At 39.2% G+C, this 13,630-nt stretch carries 16 protein-coding genes; 8 read left to right on the forward strand and 8 right to left on the reverse strand.

All coding sequences use genetic code 11. From position 1 onward, the window contains the following. Nucleotides 1-232 precede the first annotated feature (232 nt). Entirely contained in the window at nt 233-1,270 is a 1,038-nt protein-coding gene (locus tag QNI29_RS05320; protein WP_231418345.1) for a DUF2268 domain-containing putative Zn-dependent protease, read from the reverse strand. A 235-nt stretch (nt 1,271-1,505) separates the two neighbouring features. Here QNI29_RS05320 and QNI29_RS05325 point away from each other — a divergent pair, with 235 nt between their 5' ends. The 4 genes from QNI29_RS05325 to QNI29_RS05340 all read left to right on the forward strand — a co-directional run bounded on the left by QNI29_RS05325 (nt 1,506) and on the right by QNI29_RS05340 (nt 3,919). Beyond that, nucleotides 1,506-1,946: a DUF3997 domain-containing protein gene (locus QNI29_RS05325; RefSeq protein WP_231418343.1), complete on the forward strand. Its 441-nt coding sequence runs from the start codon at nt 1,506-1,508 to the stop codon at nt 1,944-1,946. A 144-nt stretch (nt 1,947-2,090) separates the two neighbouring features. Continuing rightward, nucleotides 2,091-2,645: a hypothetical protein gene (locus QNI29_RS05330; protein WP_231418341.1), complete on the forward strand. Its 555-nt coding sequence runs from the start codon at nt 2,091-2,093 to the stop codon at nt 2,643-2,645. 237 nt (nt 2,646-2,882) lie between these two features. Continuing rightward, nucleotides 2,883-3,266, forward strand: coding sequence for a hypothetical protein (locus tag QNI29_RS05335; RefSeq protein WP_231418338.1), 384 nt, complete (start codon nt 2,883-2,885; stop codon nt 3,264-3,266). A gap of 38 nt (nt 3,267-3,304) precedes the next feature. Then, entirely contained in the window at nt 3,305-3,919 is a 615-nt protein-coding gene (locus QNI29_RS05340) for a hypothetical protein (RefSeq protein ID WP_284526868.1), read from the forward strand. A gap of 805 nt (nt 3,920-4,724) precedes the next feature. On the opposite strand, the gene nagZ is transcribed toward QNI29_RS05340, so the two are convergent. Next, nucleotides 4,725-6,338: a beta-N-acetylhexosaminidase gene (gene nagZ, locus QNI29_RS05345; RefSeq protein WP_231418335.1), complete on the reverse strand. Its 1,614-nt coding sequence runs from the start codon at nt 6,336-6,338 to the stop codon at nt 4,725-4,727. 103 nt (nt 6,339-6,441) lie between these two features. On the opposite strand from nagZ, the gene QNI29_RS05350 reads away from it, so the two are divergent. Together QNI29_RS05350 and QNI29_RS05355 are read left to right on the forward strand one after the other, a co-directional pair. Next, nucleotides 6,442-6,627, forward strand: a complete 186-nt coding sequence (locus QNI29_RS05350) for a hypothetical protein (RefSeq protein ID WP_231418333.1) — start codon at nt 6,442-6,444, stop codon at nt 6,625-6,627. A gap of 329 nt (nt 6,628-6,956) precedes the next feature. Further along, a complete protein-coding gene (locus QNI29_RS05355; RefSeq protein WP_231418332.1) occupies nt 6,957-7,406 on the forward strand; it encodes a hypothetical protein in 450 nt (149 codons plus the stop codon). Nucleotides 7,407-7,546: 140 nt separating this feature from the next. Here QNI29_RS05355 and QNI29_RS05360 read toward each other — a convergent pair whose 3' ends face one another. The 6 genes from QNI29_RS05360 to QNI29_RS05385 form a co-directional block, all read right to left on the reverse strand. Continuing rightward, the gene (locus tag QNI29_RS05360) at nt 7,547-8,278 is read right to left on the reverse strand and encodes a hypothetical protein (protein ID WP_231418331.1); all 732 of its coding nucleotides are present in this window, start codon (nt 8,276-8,278) and stop codon (nt 7,547-7,549) included. 90 nt (nt 8,279-8,368) lie between these two features. Then, on the reverse strand, nt 8,369-8,560 hold the full coding sequence (locus tag QNI29_RS05365; protein ID WP_231418330.1) for an aspartyl-phosphate phosphatase Spo0E family protein: 192 nt from the start codon (nt 8,558-8,560) through the stop codon (nt 8,369-8,371). Nucleotides 8,561-8,707: 147 nt separating this feature from the next. Beyond that, nucleotides 8,708-8,896, reverse strand: coding sequence for a hypothetical protein (locus tag QNI29_RS05370; RefSeq protein ID WP_231418329.1), 189 nt, complete (start codon nt 8,894-8,896; stop codon nt 8,708-8,710). 196 nt (nt 8,897-9,092) lie between these two features. After that, nucleotides 9,093-10,493, reverse strand: coding sequence for a nucleoside recognition domain-containing protein (locus QNI29_RS05375; protein ID WP_231418328.1), 1,401 nt, complete (start codon nt 10,491-10,493; stop codon nt 9,093-9,095). Further along, nucleotides 10,483-11,214 carry a FeoB small GTPase domain-containing protein gene (locus QNI29_RS05380; RefSeq protein ID WP_231418327.1) on the reverse strand — a complete coding sequence of 244 codons (732 nt, stop codon included), beginning with the start codon at nt 11,212-11,214 and terminating at the stop codon, nt 10,483-10,485. The genes QNI29_RS05375 and QNI29_RS05380 overlap by 11 nt, the downstream gene beginning before the upstream one ends. 12 nt (nt 11,215-11,226) lie before the next feature. Then, a complete protein-coding gene (locus QNI29_RS05385) occupies nt 11,227-11,469 on the reverse strand; it encodes a FeoA family protein (protein ID WP_231418326.1) in 243 nt (80 codons plus the stop codon). 653 nt (nt 11,470-12,122) lie between these two features. Here QNI29_RS05385 and QNI29_RS05390 point away from each other — a divergent pair. Together QNI29_RS05390 and QNI29_RS05395 are read left to right on the forward strand one after the other, a co-directional pair. Further along, complete coding sequence (locus QNI29_RS05390) at nt 12,123-12,902, forward strand: IclR family transcriptional regulator (protein ID WP_231418324.1); 780 nt, start codon at nt 12,123-12,125, stop codon at nt 12,900-12,902. Nucleotides 12,903-13,002: 100 nt separating this feature from the next. Further along, complete coding sequence (locus QNI29_RS05395) at nt 13,003-13,629, forward strand: bifunctional 4-hydroxy-2-oxoglutarate aldolase/2-dehydro-3-deoxy-phosphogluconate aldolase (protein ID WP_231418323.1); 627 nt, start codon at nt 13,003-13,005, stop codon at nt 13,627-13,629. Nucleotide 13,630 lies beyond the last annotated feature (1 nt).

Raw genomic sequence — 13,630 nt, forward strand, 5'->3', positions numbered from 1 at the left:
TTAGTAGAACCTTCCCCGTGCTTTCGGAAAGAAAAAAGAAAGAGCCTTATAAATAGGCTCTTTTTTGTAAATTAAAAATCAAATTATTATTCATGATTTTCGTTTATAGTATACTTAGCAAAAGTTCCTCGTAACAGACTTAAGAGCAGTAATTATTGGTCACAGAATGGTCACGCCATAGTGACCAAAAGTATTATAATAATTGTCTGAAACCATGATTCATCCATTAAAATCATTCGTTCTTTACTTTATTCGCATATTTTGTTTGGTTAATGATCTCAATAGGATCCATACTACTCCAATCTTCCACAGATACATTTGGATTCCTGCTAATGAAATCCTGCATAATCTCATATCCTAGTCTATAAGCGGACTTCTTTGGTATCATACTGTTACCTGTCTCTACAAATTCATTAAAAACGTTACGATCATTAGTTTGTCTATTTTTTATGGCCCACTCCCATATGGCATCAACTTCACGAGCTGTCAATTCCTTCGTCCATTCTGGTTTCTGCTCTGGGTATAGCATTTGGGCAAAAGTATCTGCTTCCCCTTCCCTTAATGAGTAGATGATTAAATCAGGTTGTTGTGGTTGGCTTGAGCTATAGTGCGCTGTGTGCTGATATTCATGAGCTGTTATATATTTGATGTGATCATCGTTATCTTTTAGGTACTCAGGGTTTATAAACAACATAATGACGTTTGAGCTAGCAAGGCCATATGCTCCATCCATCTCCCTCATAAAATTAAGATAGTTTGGATTAAAAGGAATTAAATAAACGTTTGTTGTTGAGCCAACGGGTAACATTTTAGAAGATTTCTCTAAAGAATCTTTGACTAAGCTTAAAATATGATCGTATTCTTTATCTAGCATTTGAACATCGTCTTTTATTTTACTAGCATTCCGAGGGGGCTCAAATTGTGGTTCATATTCTAAAAAAACGCCTCTTTCCTCCCCGAAAGCTTCCTCACGAAATGGCTGTAAAACCTTGGAGGAAAACGTTTCTGATCGGCTGTCCAACGGGTTTTGTTCCATGTGATCAGCATACTTATAATAAGAGTCCAGCAAAGGGATGAATTTAAAATGCTGATTTTCCACACTGAATTCTGAGATAGTTGTGTTTTTAATAGGGGACGTTTCTTTTTCGGTTACTTCCTTAGTGTTTTCTGTTGAGTCTAGTACAACGGGCTGGTTCTCTTCATGTGATTCTTCACATCCTGTTAAAATGGATAAAAACACTATAAACGCTACAAAATATAATTTTTTCACAAAAGGCCTCCTTGCCTAAAAAGGGCGGGAGCATAAGGATTGTCCTTTTGCTCCTCCGACTTTCAGAATATTCCTTACATATGTACTGTAATAGTTAAATGCTTGTAAATGAATGAATTCTATATAATACCTTTATTTTCCTTTTTATTCTAGCGAATGCAGTGGGGCTTACTTAAGAACCGGATTTCTGGTAATATGTGTATGATTAAAAGGTATTGCTTGTTAGGAGATTATTATGAGGTTTAGATTACTTGTCACCACTACCATAATGGTAACTTTACTACTCTCAGGGTGTAGTGGGGAGTTAAAGTTCGGGCCCGGTATGCAGGACTTTGATAGGGAACTACCTAATGATTTTAGATTGTTTAAAGCTAGTGCCCATGAAATGATGATTGTTCCGAAAGAAGGTACATTCGAAGAAAATAACACAATACCTTCTAAAGTGATAAAGCTTGGGTGGAATAAGAATTATATCATTGCAGTTCAACACCCACTTAAAGAAAATCCAGAGAAGAATAATGGTGTTGAAATCCCTGATAAGAAAGTAGAGAATTATTGGATTATTAAACCGAGCAAAGAAATAGTAGGACCGTTATCTAAAAAGGAATTTACTCGGTATAAGGATAAATTTGAATTAGGGGATTTGGAACTTAAAAAAATAAGTGAATATGATTGATAGTTGATGTGAAGTGATTATACCAGTATTTCTGAATAACCTTGATTTTGAATACCTTGAAGCACAGGGGCAGTTCCTGTGCTTCTTTCTCTTTAAATGGATTCCCACGCTTCAAGTGTATACAAAAAAATAGGAGTGTTAGCAATGATCAAAATTTCGGGAAATAAAAAGATAGTTACATATCTTGGGGCTTTCCTCTTACTTGCCGTTGTTATTATTGTTTATCAATACTATAGTTATAGCTCAAAAATTAATGAGTATAAAGAGTATATTGAAGATAGTAGTGTGAAGGAGATTGAAATAGGTTTTGCTACATTTTTTGGGTATACAAAGGTCTATGAGAATGTGTTAAGCCAAGACGCAAGACAAGAATATTATAATGAAGCCTTAAGACATTCATATTTTTTAGAAAGTTATTTTAATCGTTATGAGGAGTATATAAGCAACTCTCCTTATTATCAGGGAAATGTAGATACTAAAAATATAAGGACGTTTATAAAGAAAATTCAAGAGAATCTTAAATTATATAAAAACAATGAATACAAATTAACTCCTGATTTAAAGAAAGCTATAGAATCCGACATAGGTGTATTGAACAAAATACAAGTTCAAACCAAAATCCCGCATTCAGATCTCAGTATAGAGAATGTAGGGCAAAAGCTTAGGACTCTAGAAGATGCGCTGCCATATGGGGGATAGAAGGGGAGTTACTTGTCTCTCCACCCTATAAAGCTTTAACTCTTAGCCAATAAATCTAGTTATTCTTCCTCACTGGGGCTAATATTCTCCTGTGGCGAATCACCAAACTTATCTCCAATAGAAATCATGTCACTACTATCTTGGTGTCGTATATTTACTAAAACAGTAAAGTAACTCTACAATTAATTGAGAATTAGATGAAAATAATGGAAAATAATTTACAAATGATGTTCTGTCGTGTATTTTGTAACTGTAATCGATTACAAAATAGCGGAGGTGGAGGACTTGTTCCGAAACCACTTTTTATTCATAGTTTTACTTTTGATTATCATTTCAGGTTGTAGCGATCATCCCTCTCAGAAAAAAATCACTAATTATTCTATGTTATTCAAAATCGATAAAAAAGTAGAGGAAAAAAACGATGAAGGTAAGGCAATTTATATAATCGAGGGACATAACGCAAAAGATGTTCAGCAGAAGTTTAACATTAAATTAGATAAGAATGTTTGGAACCTAACGAAAGAAGATGATGAGGTTACTTATGGAATCTCGTTTGATATTATGGAGGGTGAAAAATTTGGAGAGCTTGTCCAAATTTATAGAGCTCCTAAGCCGGGTTAGTTAGTAGTGAGTTTTTTGAAAAATTTAAGGGTGTTAGCATGAAAAACAAGATGAGAACGTTCCTTATGGTTAGCGGTATTCTAGTGTTGTGTATCTTAACTGTGTTTTTCTTTATTAGAAGTAATCAATATTCGAACTACCTGGATTATAAGGTGGACTTACATGTAAGTAACATCGTAGATGAAATTAAGTATACCAAGCCATTGTTAGAATATATAAACGCTACAGATAATCCGGATGACTATTCTAAAGAGATATTAAATAGGTCCTTAAACAGCATGTGGGACTCATTAAATGAGTTAAGAATGTTAGTTCTCAAAACAAAAAAAATGGATCATTTAAATATGCATGCATTAAATGAAATGAAATTAAAGCTAACCAAAAATCCAGAAATTTCACACGGAGAGTATAAGGAGCAATATAAGGTTTTGCTAGAATATTTTAATGTGTTGGATGATACAGTGAATGCTGAGTTGGAAAGGTTTGAAGACCTTACATATGAAATAATCTTAATGGATCATAAGATAGAAGGGCATCAGAATAACATTAAAGACAGGAATCCATTTGATCCTAAATTTAAATTTAATGACGACGACTGGTTTGATTTTATTAATGAACTAAGTGAGATCAATGAAAATTTCAATGGGAGATAGGAAGGTGAAATGCTCTAGAACGAAATAAGGAAGCACCAGAACCGTCCCGTGCTTCCTTTAGAAACCTCTTCCCATCATTACGCAGTATGGCCATTACACGAATAAACAAAATTTTGAAACTTTATCCTTTTTAAATCGTTAAATTAATAGAATTGGAAAATGATTCAATGCACATGAATATAAAACAGGGAGGGGAAAGCCCCGTGGCCAGTGGAATGTTTTTATTAATCATTGTATTGACAACAGTTATTATTATAGGTAGACGTAAAAAAAGATAAGGAGGTGCTTGACCCCTGTTAAACAAACTTAGAAGTTGAGGGTAAAGCACTATATTTAAGTTACAGGCGGACGATGATGCATCGTAAGTATAGCACCCTTTGAGGTGCATTTTTTATGCGAAAAGAGCAGTCAGAACATACTGAGTGCTTGTCTTCCATTTTTATCAATATTGATGAAATGCTTTTACAATTGTTGGTAAAATAAGGGGTAAAAAGTGGAAACAATGAAACGTAATGATTACAGAAAAGAATTAAATACAGATGAGGGTACTGAAGCAACGAATTTCTCAAAATGTTTTCTAAAGAACTTAGTGAGCTCAATAAAAATTTCAATGAGTCCTCAAGTTAAAGATAGATATTGTGGTAATTTCCTCCCTGAGTGTTTACTTCTACCTCCGAATGGCCACTAGCCCTCCAATAATTTAAAGAAAAAAGAGATGAGGCCGGCCTGATGCTGACGTCATCTCTTTCTTTGCACGGATCGGTGCTTTTTTCGAATATGCTTGAAGTTAGAATAGCACCAAGCTTTATGGAAGGTACTTGTTTTTTAAATCAATAATTCGCTGAACACTACGGTTCATTCTTGCTTCTGAAATACGACCATCTTTAACGGCTGTTTTAATTGCTTTGATGGCTGCGGTGACATTTTGTTCGTTATGAGCCACTAAGACAATGTCGCTTCCGGCTTGAACGGCTCTAACTGCCGATTCTCCGACTCCATAGTTATTCGCAATTGCGCCCATTGTCATATCATCGGACATGACAACGCCGTTGAAATCTAGTTGATCCCGTAGAATATCGCTAATGACTGTCTCTGACATGGAAGCAGGGTAGGTGGAATCCAGTTGTTTCATTAAGATATGTGCCACCATCACGACATCTGCTCCATTATTTATAGCTTTCTTAAACGGAACAAGTTCTAGTTCTTCCAGTTGAGATAAACTTTTATTCACAGTAGGCAACTCAATATGAGAGTCTACAGATGTATCCCCGTGACCTGGGAAGTGTTTGATTACTGGAATAATGTTCTCGGATTGAATCCCTTTCATCGTCTGGATTCCCATCTCGCTTACAATTGATGCTTGATCGCCATAGGAACGGTCTCCAATTACCGGATTGTCAGGATTGCTGTTCACGTCGAGGACAGGAGCATAATCAAGGTTAAAGCCCATCGAATCTAATTGACGTCCCAATGTTTGACCAATGGAATAGGCGTATGCTGGATCATTTCGATCACCGATGGTTTCGTTAGACGGCGTAGCTTTGACTCCTGGTAGCCTAGCCACTCGGCCTCCTTCTTGATCGACACTGATGAAAAGAGGGAGTTTGTTGATTTGGTTCGCTGCTTTTACTTCATTCACGAAGTTGATCGTTTGTTGTTGTGTCTCTAAGTTGTTGGCATAAAAGATAAAGCCACCAACGTGGTCATCTGTAATAAGCCTTTTATCAGCTGGATTTAAGGAAGTGCCATCAATCCCTGCAATCACCATCTGCCCGATCCTCTCACTTAAAGTGAGATCGCTTACATTTAATCGTTCAGAAACAAATTGCTCTGGAGAAATTATTCGTGCGAGAAATGCAGTGAATTGTTTCCGGTTCAATTCCTCATTAGGATGATAAGTGGCATCTGGATACCCCATGGCAACTCCTACGGAACGGAGGTTTGCAATGGCCTTATAAGCTTGCATATTGGGGCCTACATCTTTGAAGTATTCTAAGCCATCCACTTCACTTGAAACAAATGCTCGATCTAGAAAGATGGCCATATCAGCACGAGTGATAACCTCATCCGGACGGAAAGTACCATCAGGAAAGCCATTAATGATGCCATCTGATGCGAGCGAAGCAACATAGCCACTAGCTCTACCATGGACATCGGGGAATTCAGTCTCCTGCTGGGCTCCATCATAACCTAAAGCTCTGCCAATCATGATGGCGGCCTGGGCCCGGTTGATGTCTCCTTCAGGTTGGAAGGTTCCGTTTGGAAAGCCGTAAATGATCGACTCATTCGTTAAGTACATAATTTCCTTATAGAAGCGATCTTCTTTATGTACATCAGAGAATCCCGAGGCGAACGTAACAGAAGTAAAGGTTCCACCAAACAAAAGAATAAGGACAATAGAGAAAAACAACTTCTTCACCTTACATCCTCCTCTAAATTTAGTAAGTGTGGGTTTGCGATAAGACTAGCACAAGGGGATGGCAATGTAAAAACCCCTGCATATCCTAAAGGGGGAGAGTTATTTGGAAGAAGCATTAAAGTTGGTTCCATCGATTATCCTTCTAAACAGTTTAATGAACATTCGCAGGACCCAATATATGATCAACATATTTATGAATAATGGAATAACTTCTATGGAAAGATTCAGCCAATTAGTCGGCCAAAAGATTAGCAGTTTATTTTGTGGGATCTCGCTAGTGGATAGGTAGGTTATGTAATGAAAAGGGTAGCCAAGCTCATAGTAGAAGGCCCCAGGTTTTTTGGTTAAGGGCATATAAATAGTTAACAAAACCAAAAATAGGCTAATGTATAAAAGTTTTCTTCTATTTTTCATAAAATGCTCTCCTTTTTCTCTGAGCCCTTTGATTTGTTTTTTATATCCAAAAGGTTTTATGAGATTGATTAGCGAACGTGATGATAGCAGAGTTCTTGTATAACCAGAAAGTAATTTAGTAGGTGATTAATTTCTTAGAATCTACTAATCCTGAACCCTTTAGATGCTATCTGAATCATTCATATCTTAATCGGCGGTGAAAATATGGAGTTACTCTTTAAAAAAAGCTTATTAGGAGCTGCGATCGTATTTATCATAAACCATGGTTTATTCCATGTGACATTGCTTGTTACGGGTGGGTTTCCTTCAGGTGAAGCAAATTTTGAAGGAGGGCTGTTTGGCATGTTTTTTAATCTGCGTTCATATTTAATCTTTATCATCCTTAATGCATTAACCTATATAGGTATTCGTCAGCTTTATACTAGATGGCCTATGTGGATGAATGTATTCCTTTTATTTGTAGTTGCAAATGTCTATTTAGATAGATTTACTTTTATGACTATGGCAGTTTTATTTTATTGGTGTAGATATGCGATTGGTTTACTATGTCTGCTCTATATAGATGTCATCATTGAAAAGACTAACACTTTTGTGAAGTGCCTCATCGTATCTCTTCCTCCTATAATGTCCGTGGTAGCCCTGTTTCTGTATTAAGCACTACCTAGACCAACAATATAATAGTAGAATTCCTTTAAGAGACAAGCTGCTTCAATGTGTCAGTAGAAACTATACTAAATGTTAACAAACAATGCGGTGATCTTTCTAATAAAAAAAGAGGCAATCATTCTGCCTCTTTACTCACCTCTGATCGTCTTCCCGGCGTCCACAGCCATTTCAATTGTTTCCAAAGGATTATTCTTATTAGAAGTGATTTCATAGACGACATTCTCATTTTGCCATTGTATTTTTGTCTGAGAAGAGTCCCTAAATCCATTTACTTGTATAGCGCCAATTTCTTTTGGTGCAGGAAGATAGTGAGTGTCTAAATAGGTAACAATCTTTTTCGCTAGCTCTTTTTCATCAGAATTTTGCTCTACGGCATACGTTGAATCTGTAGGATAATCGAGTCCGATCCACCAGTTTCCTTCATTCCATGATAGGTACTGATGGCCTGCCCCGGCATCTTGTAAGGCTTCTATATCATGGCCAAGGTCTAAATTCGTTTGTGTCACCTTTTGGTATCCATCGATATACGCTGAAGCTGCTTCTTTCGTTTCGAATTCTTTCATTTTTACGTTCTCAGGTAGAGAAGATGGACTAGCTTGGTCTGACGACTGTTTTTGAGTAGATTCATCCGCACCTTCACTAGTGTTAGTATCCTTTTCAGCGTCTGAGCTTTTCTCTTCTTTATTCTCGTTAGTTGAGGATGATTGTTCCGGATTGGTGTCACCTTGATCTTGCTCTTCTGAATCGGACTGGGTTACTTCTGAGTTCGTGGAATCCGTTTCAGTCTGTTCTTTGTCATTGCATCCTGAAATGATCATCGTCCCTAAGATGAGTGTTGAAAGGATATATCTACTTTTCATGTTAACATCCCCTGTTTTAAAGATCGTCTATCATATGTACCCTATTAAAAGAAGAGTAAAGTGAAAAGGTAAATAAAAAATCGAGTCATCCTAATGACTCGAAATGTTCGCGTTCCTTTTATTTAGGTCGTCTAGCTGATTGAGAAGTTCATCTAAATCCTGAGAGATCTTCACAAGTTCGCTATATTCGACTGAATTATTAAAAGCCACATACATTTTTTCTCTAATCTTTTCAATCTTATGTTCCAGACATTCAATCGTATTCATAAAAGTTGCTTCCACCCTTTATCCTCCGGTCATTAACCAAAATTTAGAAAATATCTATTGGTCTTGTACCCCTTGGTGAAATCATATTAAACGTGTTTTTTGAAAATATTTTTAAAAAGGTGAGGAGGGGGCGTTGGTGTATTGTTCAGCTGAAGGCTTATTTTATGTATGAACCGTGGGTACGTCGATGGGTTCGATATCCCAAAAGTTTTCCCCATCAAGTAATACGCTATTCAGCTTGCCCTTTAAAGGAACGGCATCTTCAACGTGATGAAACAACTTCTCCTGTTGGGTAATAGGGTCTTTCAGTACCTGCTTTGTACCATTAATACTTCTGATTAACCTAAACATGACCCATTCTCTCCCTTCCTTTGTATAAGTTATGTATAATATATTTATACCCCTTTTTGATCATATAGTCAATGACATTTTTACTTCGCACGACTGAAATAGATGATATGGTAGGGCAATGTGCTTTCCATTTTTATTGAATGGTTTTAAATAATAAAAAACTCACTTCCCAATTCGGCAAGTGAGTTTTTTGCTGTTAAACCAATCCAAACCCTCGAACAACCTGTGCAATTATAAACGTAACAATTAGCGCAATGGCAGTCGGTAAAGCAAAGGCGACAAAGGTCCATTTCGGGCTTTTCGTTTCTTTATAAATGTTAATCATAGTTGTGCCACATGGGTAGTGAAGCAAGGAGAACAGCATCATGTTTAACGCGGTTAACCAGGTCCATCCATGATCTAAGAAGATTTGCTTTAACTCGGTTAGATTCGTGACTTCCACCATGGAACCTGTTGAAAGGTAACTCATGAGTAAGATCGGCAGCACAATTTCGTTAGCCGGTAAGCCTAGGATGAAGGCAAGTAAGATAAACCCATCTAATCCAATCGCCTGAGCGAACGGATCTAAGAATAAAGCCACATGCTCTAGAATGCTTAAATCTCCAACAAAAATATTGGCTAAAATCCATGTCACGAGGGAGGCAGGAGCCGCAATGAGAACAGCCCTTTTCAGTACAAATAATGATTTATCAAGTGTTGCACGAACAATGGTGTTCCATACTTTCGGTTTCCGGTAAGGGGGGAGTTCTAATGTATAGTGGGTCGGAACCCCTTTTAATAGTGTCTTAGATAAGCCCCAGGAAACAAGTAGAGTCATAGCAACCCCGAATAAGACAATACCAACGACGACGCCAGCCGAAACGAACGTGTTCATTCCGCCAGAAAAACCAGCTGCCATAAACAATCCAGCCAGCAAGATTAATAGAGGCCAGCGTCCGTTACAAGGAACGAAGTTGTTCGTTAAAATCGCAAGCATGCGCTCTCTTGGTGATTCAACGATACGAGAAGACATAACCGCTGCCGCATTACAGCCAAAGCCCATCGCCATCGTAAGAGATTGTTTCCCGTGGGCGCCAGCTTTCTTAAAGAAGCGGTCCATATTGAAGGCGACCCGTGGCAGGTAGCCGAAGTTCTCAAGTAACGCAAATAAAGGGAAGAAGATCGCCATTGGAGGCAACATCACGCTCACGACCCAAGACGTTCCTCTGTAAAGTCCTTCGACGACAATGCCGTATAACCAATCTGGTGAGTTCATCCACTGAAAGAGAACGGTAAGCCAATCTTCGACCTGAGCGAAAAGAGCGGCAATATAAACGCCAGGAATGTTAGCCCCAGCAATCGTTAAGTAGATGACAACACCTAACATGAGGAACATAATCGGGAAACCGAATGTTCTAGACGTTAAAACATTATCCAAATTTTGATCAATCCATGACATTTTTTTACCCGACTTCTCAACGGTAGCATCTGTTACATTTTGCGATGATTTATAGATGCGAGATACGATGTGGTCGCGAACTTCATCTGTTGATCGGTGTGCGTGTTCGTTAAAGATCGCATCTAACTCTGCTAGCTTTTGATCGGTGTTAAGCTCCATGACAACATCCTCCTTGCGCAACCTCGCTATCTACTTTTGGTTCGTTCGGGTGTTTAACATGACGCTTCAAAGCATCTAAGAGATGTTCATCACGATCTAGTATCCGTAAGGCAATCCAACGAGAAGGAAGACTATTCCCGAAAATCTGTTTGATTTTAGGTTCCATCTCCTGGATCTGGGATTCGACTTCTAGAGAGTATTGAATTTGGTAAGGTTTCGTTTCAATTAGCCCTTCTGCCATCTGATCAATCGTCTTTAGCAATTGAATCACGCCTATTTTCTCCCGTGCTGAAATAAGAACAACTGGCACGCCAAGATACTTCGATAATTTATCTTTATCAACCGTAACTCCTTTTCGTCTTGCTTCATCAATTAAGTTCACGCAAACAATAGCCCGGTCTGTCATCTCTAACACTTGTAGGGCTAAGTTTAAGTTTCGCTCCAATGACGTAGCGTCCACAACCACCAACGTAATATCAGGCTTTTCAAAAATAATATAGTCTCTTGCGACTTCTTCATCGGATGAATTGGAGTAAAGAGAATAAGTGCCTGGTAAATCAATGATCTTATAAGAATGACGATCGGTTTGAAGCTCTCCTTCAGCGCGCAATACCGTTTTTCCTGGCCAGTTTCCGGTGTGCTGTCTCAACCCGGTTAGAAGGTTAAAAAGCGTACTTTTCCCTGTATTCGGATTTCCTGCGAGTGCAATCGTATGACTCATCTTGTGACCTCCTTAAACTCTGGTTCCCTTACCGTAAATAAGAGAACTTTCTTCTTTCCGTAAAGCAATTTGCGTTCCGCTCACTCTAAATGCAATCGGGTCTCCTAATGGACTCTTTTGAACGACCTCCACCCGAGCGCCGGGTACAAATCCTAAGTCCAGAAGGCGCCTTCTCATAACGTCTTTTAATGCAATGGATGTAATTTCAACATGGTCTCCAATGTTAAATTGATTAATCGGTTTAGCCTGATCCATCTAACCGCTCCTCTTTTGATCTAGGTATAAAAAGTTGCACCAGGTAAAGAAATAGGGTAAAAAATTTTAGGTGCTCTATACTATGTGTTATTTATATATATGTGATTTTACCGAAGTTATATATTTTGATTGTAACTCATTTTGTTTCCTTAGGGCAACTTATTCTTTTGAGTTAGGTAGTTAGGATCCGTTTCGGAAAAGTTTCTGTTATTTTGGTTGAGAGTAAGGAGGGCCTGGAAACCACTCGCTTTCCTGTGGGGAGCTGGTGAGCCTCCTCATCCGGCAAAGCCGGACTGCGGGGTCTCACCTAGGCTCTTCTGCCCACGGGAGTCTCGCAGTTTCCAGGCCCTCCTTTTCTATATTGGTAGAAACAGAAACGCGAAATATAGGTGTTAGAAGAATGGGATCCATTCTGTTCACTACCAAATGCCAGGGCTTGCTCGGGGACTGCGAGACTCCCGCGGGGGAAGGAGCCTAGGGAAGACCCCGGAATGAGCGTAGCGAATGAGGAGGCTTCCCAGCTCCCCGCAGGAAAGCGAGTTGTCCCCGAGCAAGCCCAAGCACACAAACTTCGAGGAAGCAGTGTGCACCTCATTTCGATTCATGATACATTTAAATGAAAGAACGAGTTGAACAAGATAAGGAGAATTGGGATGAAACAAGAAGGCACAACCATTCAGTCCGTAAACCGGGCATTACAGATATTATCCATACTGCAATCAGAATCAGCGGGGCTTGGGGTGACAGAAATTTCGCACCGCCTTGATGTGTCAAAGAGCACGGCTCATCGCTTGCTGTCTTCTTTAAAGATGCAAGGGTTTGTTCAACAGGATGAGACTTCTGAGTACTATCGTCTTGGCTTGAAGTTGCTTGAGCTTGGAGAAAGTGTGGCTGAGGATCTGGACATTAGGCAAGTTGCTTCTTCTTCTATTCATGCTCTTGCAGAACGAACGGGGGAGACGGTACATATTGGAGTTCGGGATCATGAGGAAGTGGTTTATATTGATAAGGTGGAGAAGTATGCTACCATCCGCATGTACTCAGCGATCGGGAAGCGCGCGCCTTTGTATTGTACAGGGATAGGGAAATTACTTCTGGCCTATGAAACAGAAGAAGAGATTCGGAAGATGTATGCAAAAAGCGATCTAAAAGCCTACACCTCTCATACCATTACAGATGTGGATGATCTCGTTAAGCATGTAAGGAGTATCCGTGAAAACCAGCTTTCTTTGGACTGGGAAGAGCATGAAGAAGGGGTTCGCTGTGTTGCTGCACCGATCTATAACCACAGGGGAGAAGTGGTGGCTGCTGTCAGTGTGGCGGGAGCGAGTAACCGGATGACAGAAGAGAAATTAGGTCGATGTAAGCAGGAAGTTCGTCATTCAGCCCTTGAAATTTCCCGCCAGCTAGGATATACCGGTCAGGATTTATAGTTGACAATTTCCAATCCAATAAGCTAGGCTCTTTTTGTAAGGGCTTTTTTTTACAACGAATAATGGAACAGTGTTCCTTAATACGGAACGGAGGGGTTCAATGTCGACATTACAACAGATTGCGAAAGAAAAAGTCGTTGCGATTCTTCGCTTAGAGAATCCAGAATCGATTCTGGATGTGGCGACGTCTTTATATAACGGCGGGGTACGAATTATTGAAGTTACTCTAAACACCCCGGGGGCGCTTGAACATATTCAGGCCATTAAACAGAGTCACCCGGACATGGTGGTGGGAGCAGGGACGGTTCTTGATGAACACCAGGCAAGTCAGTCCATTATGGCTGGTGCAGATTTTCTATTAGCGCCCACTTATAGAAAAGAGACCATAGAAGTGGGGAATCGAAACGGGATTCCTGTCATTCCAGGTGTCTTCACGCCAACAGAGGCGTTAGAGGCGTATGAAGCTGGTGCTGAAATGGTGAAAGTATTTCCGGTACGACATGTTGGAACAAACTATTTGAAAGACATTCAAGGGCCACTACCATTTATACAAGGGATGGCCGTTGGCGGAGTGTCTGATGAGAATATACAAGACTACTTAGCAAACGGATGGAGTTCTGTTGGTTTAGGAAGTTCACTTGTTCATCCAAATTGGATTGAACAAAAAGATTTCGACAAAATCGAAGAACAAGCCAGGAAGATCATCACGAAAGTCAAAGAAATATAAG

The sequence above is a fragment of the Pontibacillus chungwhensis genome (genome assembly GCF_030166655.1).
In the GTDB taxonomy this organism is placed as follows: Bacteria; Bacillota; Bacilli; order Bacillales; family BH030062; genus Pontibacillus.